Raw genomic sequence first — 5,124 nt, 5'->3', positions numbered from 1 at the left:
GTTCGCGCTTCCGCTGTTCGCGCGCTGCGCGCTGGTCGGCCTGCTCGCCAATACCGCGACCTATGGGCTGATCTTCGCGTTCAGCCTGTACTTCCAGGAGGTCAACCGGATGTCGGCGTTTGCGACCGGGTTGGCGTTCCTGCCGATGTTCGGCGTCGTCTTCCCGGTCAACCTCCTGGCGCCCCGCATCGCCGAGCGGCTGGGGCCAAGCGCGACCATTGCGCTCGGGGCTGCTCTTTCGGCCGCGGCCTGCGTGTCGCTGCTGCCGATCGCACCGGGCACGCCCTATGCGGCGATCGTGCTGCCCCTGATCGGGCTGAGCTGCGGCCTCGGTCTGATCGTGCCGCCGCTGACCTCAACTTTGCTCGGCAGCGTCGATCGCTCGCGCTCGGGCGTGGCCGCCGGCGTGCTCAATGCGACCCGGCAGAGCGGCAGCGTGCTGGGCGTGGCGCTGTTCGGAGCGCTGATCGGGCCGACCGGAGCCTTCATGCACGGCCTGCGGCTGTCGCTCGTCATCTCCGCAGCCCTGATGCTGGCGGCCGCGGGCGTGATCCGCTGGAGTGCGTCCGGCGTCCGGACGCGGTGAGGCGCTCAGCTCTTGCGCAGCGCGAAATGGGCGCCACAGAACGCCATCAGGGCGCCGAGGCAGAGCACGGCGAGGCCCGCCAGCACGCCGGCCGCCGACGGCACCGGGCTCGGGCCGGAGATCGCCTGGCCGATGCCGGCGAGCATCAGCACGCCGACCACGACCAGGAAGTTGCGCGCGCGCTGGGGGATCTCCCCGGATACCGCGCTGTGCATGATGTTGGCGATGAAATAGCCGGAGGAGAAGCCGACCGTCGCGATCAGCCACCAGGCGATCGCCGAGCCCGCGGGCATGAAGGCGCCGTCACTCTGCCACAGACCGCCGAGATCGAGCCCGTAGCGTGCGCCGAGCATGTGCACGGCGAGCGCCAGCAGGATGCCGGCGGCCATCGCGCCGGCCAGGATCAGGTGGCGGGGAAAATGGATCGTTTCGCTCATGGCCCGTTTGTAGGATAAGGCACGCGGACCACGCAACAGGACCGCGCCATTTCCGAGCATGCCACCACCGCCGAGGACAATGTCATCCGCTACGCCTACAAGGCGTCGCTGATCGGCGCCGCGCAGCAATTCGCGCTCACGGAGCAGGGGCTGTCGTGGCGATTCGCCGGCCGCAGCGGCGTCTGGCCCTATGCCGACATCGCCGCGATCCGGCTGTCGTTCCGGCCGGTGTCGATGCAGGCGAAGCGGTTTCGCGCCGATATCACCCATCGCGACGGCCGCCGGCTGAGCGTCGTCTCGACGTCGTGGCAGACCGCGACCCTGATGGCGCCGCAGAGCGAAGCCTATCGCGCCTTCATCGTGGCCCTGCATGCGCGGCTCGCGGCGAGCGGCAGTGCTGTGCAGCTGACCGCGGGCCTTGGACGCATTGCCTACGGCGCCGCGCTCGGCCTGATCGCGCTGCTCGCGGTGGCAATGGCTGGGCTCCTGGTCCGGGCGCTGCTCATCCGCGAGTGGACCGGCGCGCTGTTCCTGGTCGGCTTCGCCGCGATGTTCGCCTGGTATGTCGGCGGCTTCATCACCCGCAACCAGCCGCGCAGCTACACTTTCGCGGAAATTCCCGTCGTGCTGCTGCCGTGATCACGCGGCGACATCGTTGGTGATCGAAGTGACCGCGCGGCAGGTTCTGGTGATGCGACGATGGCCTGCCGCTCTCGGAGAAATCTGATGTCCGATCGCGCCAACCGTCTGCCCGATGCCGACGAGATCGCCGCGATCAACGCGCGGCATTTCGCCGATACGCCGCTGCGGCCGGCGGATCTCCTGTTCGTGTTCGGCACCCGCGTCGACGAGGAACTGCGCGCCGAGACGGCAGCCCGGCTGTGGCAGCAGGGTTATTTCCGACATGCCATCGTCAGCGGCGGCGTCACGCCGGGGGCCGAGTTGTCGGAGTGCACGCTGATCAAGGCCGCGATGGTCAGGCGCGGCGTTCCAGCCGAGCGCATCCTCGAGGAGCATCGCGCCATGAACACCGGCGAGAACGTGCAGTTCGCGCTGCCGGTGATCGACGCGGCGCTCGGGCTCGCCAATGTCCGCAGTCTGATCTGCCTCGGCAACAGCTGGACCGCGCGGCGCTACGCGATGACCGTGCATCGGCACTGGCCGGAGGTCGAGAAGATGCTGCTGACGGTCGACGGCTTCGGCGTGCCGCGGCATGTGTGGCACACCCATCCAGAATTCCGCCGCCGCGTGCTGCGCGAATGGGACAAGATCGAACCATACAAAGCAAAGGGTTTTATTGCGGAGTGGCCGTGAGCGTTCGGGAGCCGCAGCAACAAACTCCATCATTGCGAGGAGCGGAGTAACGAAGCAATCTGGACTCGCGCATGACGCTCTGGATTGCTTCGCTTCGCTCGCAATGACGCCGGACATGACCGGTCCGTAGGGTGGGCAAAGACATCGCGTGGCGCAAGCCACGCGCTGGCGTGCCCACCGCGGTCGGCGAAAGACGGTGGGCACGGCGCGATCAGGCAGTGGAACTAACAATGTACGCCTCGGCGCGCCTTTGCCCACCCTACGACTAAACAATGCGCTATTAGATGCAGCGCCCTCTCCCCTTGCGGGAGAGGGCATGTACGCACTATCCGCGCATGTGGTTGGGTGAGGGGTATCTCTCCGCGAGTTGCGCTCGTCGATAGATAACCCTCACCCAAGAGAGCTTGCCGAACCTTTCGACATGCCCTCGCCCGCAAGGGGAGAGGGCGCAGTCATGGGCACCGGGACTGTCTTCGCACGTCCGAGCATTCCGGTGCTGCGTTGATCGCTGCTACGGCCTGACCACAAGCACCGAGCATTTCGCGTATCGCACCACGTGCCCGGCATTGCTGCCGAGGAAGTAGGTGCGCATCGCCGGGCGGTGCGAGGTCATCACGATCAGGTCGGCCTGCACCTTGGCGGCTTCTTCCAGGATTTCATGATAGATGCCGCCCTGGCGGACCGTGTAGCTGATGCGCTCCGTGGGGATGCCGGACTCGCGGGCGACGATCGACAGCGCCTCCTGGGCTGTCTCGCGCTGCTGCGCGTCGAAATCGGCGGGCACGTATTCGGCGAGCATCACCGGGGTCATCGGCATCACGTTGAGGAGATGCACCGTGCCCTGCCACGTTGCCGCCAGCGTGGCCGCGGTGGCGATGGCGGGCTTGGCGAGGTCGGTGTCGGCCAGATCGATGGGGACGAGAATCGATTTGAACATCGCCGGGGGCTCCTCACGCAGCGCATGCATTACGCGCCCGGCGACGCCGGCCTGTCAATCGGAGCCGTGCTTGAGCAGCTTCGGCGTGACGAATGTCAGCAGGTTCCCGCGCGCGAAGCTCACGTCGCTCCAATCGTCGGTGTCGAAGTCGAACACGGCGAGCCCGGCGGTCGGCATGTTGCGCGCCAGCTCCTGGCGGGAGTCGGTGTCGCCCCGGCCGGCCAAGGCCAGCGCCAGCTCGTGCAGGCCGGGATTGTGGCCGACGATCAAAAGCTGCCGCGGATCGACCGCGGCGGCGAGGCGGATCTGATGCAGGATCTGCATCGCCTCCGCGGCATACAGCTCCGGCACGGATTCGACCTGTGGAGCGGGGATCCGATCCTTCATTGCCGCAAACGCGAGCTCCCAGGTCTGCTGCGCCCGCACCGCGGTCGATACCAGGACGAGATCCGGCACCGGCGGGTGGCTGGCGATGAAGTCGCCGATCATGGCGGCATCGTGGTGCCCGCGCTCGTCGAGACGGCGGTCCTGGTCGCGGCCCGACGGCGCGTCCGTCTCGGTCTTGGCGTGGCGCAGCAGCATCAATCGGCGCATGGAATCCGGTCTCGAATCGGTCAGCCTGGGTCAGGCTGTATCACGTCTCTTTATCGCCATTAAAAGCGTCATGACGTCCGACGCAGGGTTCGCTAAGAAAACGCCATGAGCGAGACTTCCACAAGCGTGAACGATGACGCGGATGCCGCAGGCAACGTGGCCCGGACCAGGCTGAATTTCGACCTCGACGTCGATGTCTGCGTGGTCGGGGCGGGGCTGGCCGGGCTGACGACGGCGCTGTGCGCGGCGCGCCAAGGCGCCAGCGTCGCGGTGCTCGAAGGCCGGCAGGTCGGCTGGAACGCCTCCGGCGCCATGGTCGGCACGGTGCTGCCCGGGTTCGACCTGGCGCTGCCGGACCTGATCGAGCGGGTGGGGCTGGAGCGGGCGCGCGCGCTGTGGGCGCTGTCATGGGAGGGGGCCGAGTTCATTCGTGCCCAGGCCGCGGCGATGCCCGGCATCGCCCTGACCGAGGGCGCTCTCGAGGTCTCCAATGTCGATGCCGGCGATGCGCTGATCCGCCGGCTGCAGATGCTGCACGAGGATTTCGACACCGAGGTCGAGGGCTGGCAGGTCGAGCGCGTCCGCAGCGAGCTGAAGACCAGCCGCTATTTCCACGGCGTTCATTATCCCCGCGCGTTCCAGCTCGATGGCCGCAACTATGTCCATGCGCTGGCGCGGCTCGCTCACAAGGCGGGAGCGCGGATCTTCGAGGATACGCCGGTGGTCAGCATCGACGCGTCCGGCGTGCGCAAGCGCATCGTGACGCCGTCGGCGCGGATGCGCGCCTCGCACATCGTGCTGGCCGGGAACATTCATCTGGGGGCGCCGCTGCAGAAGCTGTCCGACACGCTGCTGCCGGTGTGGCGCTATGGTGGCCTCACCGCGCCGCTCGGCGCACAGCTGGCGGAGGCAATCGCCTTCCAGGGCTCGGTCCACGACACGGATGGCGTGGACCATTTCCGCATCGTCGAGGGCGACCGGCTGATGTGGGCGAGCCCGGAGACGACCTGGAACGCGCGCCCCAGCGGGTTTGCGTCCGCCTTGCAGCGCCGCATCCGCACCGTGTTTCCGCAACTCGGCCGGGTCGAGATCGCCGAGACCTTCGGCGGCGTCACCGGCCAGACCGTGCATGGCATGCCGCAGGTCGGCCAACTGCGCAAAGGCCTGTGGGTGGCCAGCGGCTTCGGCCGCCAGGGCATGAACACCTCGGCGATGGCCGGGCTCTTGATCGCGCAGGCCATGTTTGCCGGCGACGA

At 67.8% G+C, this 5,124-nt stretch carries 7 protein-coding genes; 4 read left to right on the top strand and 3 right to left on the bottom strand.

Annotated features, from left to right (window positions below; genetic code table 11):
- Nucleotides 1–586 (top strand): MFS transporter (locus BRAS3809_RS05410; RefSeq protein WP_035655367.1); only part of this gene is annotated, 586 nt, incomplete at its 5' end.
- Between the two features lie 5 nt (nucleotides 587–591).
- Here BRAS3809_RS05410 and BRAS3809_RS05405 read toward each other — a convergent pair.
- Nucleotides 592–1,023, bottom strand: a complete 432-nt coding sequence (locus BRAS3809_RS05405) for a hypothetical protein (protein WP_008961089.1) — start codon at nucleotides 1,021–1,023, stop codon at nucleotides 592–594.
- A 48-nt stretch (nucleotides 1,024–1,071) separates the two neighbouring features.
- Between BRAS3809_RS05405 and BRAS3809_RS05400 the strand changes: the two genes are divergently transcribed.
- Together BRAS3809_RS05400 and BRAS3809_RS05395 are read left to right on the top strand one after the other, a co-directional pair.
- On the top strand, nucleotides 1,072–1,662 hold the full coding sequence (locus BRAS3809_RS05400; RefSeq protein WP_083839052.1) for a hypothetical protein: 591 nt from the start codon (nucleotides 1,072–1,074) through the stop codon (nucleotides 1,660–1,662).
- A gap of 87 nt (nucleotides 1,663–1,749) precedes the next feature.
- Complete coding sequence (locus BRAS3809_RS05395; RefSeq protein WP_008961087.1) at nucleotides 1,750–2,337, top strand: YdcF family protein; 588 nt, start codon at nucleotides 1,750–1,752, stop codon at nucleotides 2,335–2,337.
- A 511-nt stretch (nucleotides 2,338–2,848) separates the two neighbouring features.
- On the opposite strand, the gene BRAS3809_RS05390 is transcribed toward BRAS3809_RS05395, so the two are convergent.
- Together BRAS3809_RS05390 and BRAS3809_RS05385 are read right to left on the bottom strand one after the other, a co-directional pair.
- Nucleotides 2,849–3,274, bottom strand: a complete 426-nt coding sequence (locus BRAS3809_RS05390) for a universal stress protein (RefSeq protein WP_008961086.1) — start codon at nucleotides 3,272–3,274, stop codon at nucleotides 2,849–2,851.
- A gap of 54 nt (nucleotides 3,275–3,328) precedes the next feature.
- Nucleotides 3,329–3,868, bottom strand: coding sequence for a SixA phosphatase family protein (locus tag BRAS3809_RS05385; RefSeq protein WP_170323256.1), 540 nt, complete (start codon nucleotides 3,866–3,868; stop codon nucleotides 3,329–3,331).
- A gap of 105 nt (nucleotides 3,869–3,973) precedes the next feature.
- On the opposite strand from BRAS3809_RS05385, the gene BRAS3809_RS05380 reads away from it, so the two are divergent.
- The coding region (locus BRAS3809_RS05380) for an NAD(P)/FAD-dependent oxidoreductase (RefSeq protein WP_035655364.1) at nucleotides 3,974–5,124 on the top strand (1,151 nt) is incomplete at its 3' end.

The sequence above is a fragment of the Bradyrhizobium sp. STM 3809 genome (genome assembly GCF_000239795.1).
In the GTDB taxonomy this organism is placed as follows: Bacteria; Pseudomonadota; Alphaproteobacteria; order Rhizobiales; family Xanthobacteraceae; genus Bradyrhizobium.
The sequence above is the reverse complement of the archived record's forward strand: the minus strand, read 5'-3'. Positions and strand labels throughout refer to the sequence as shown.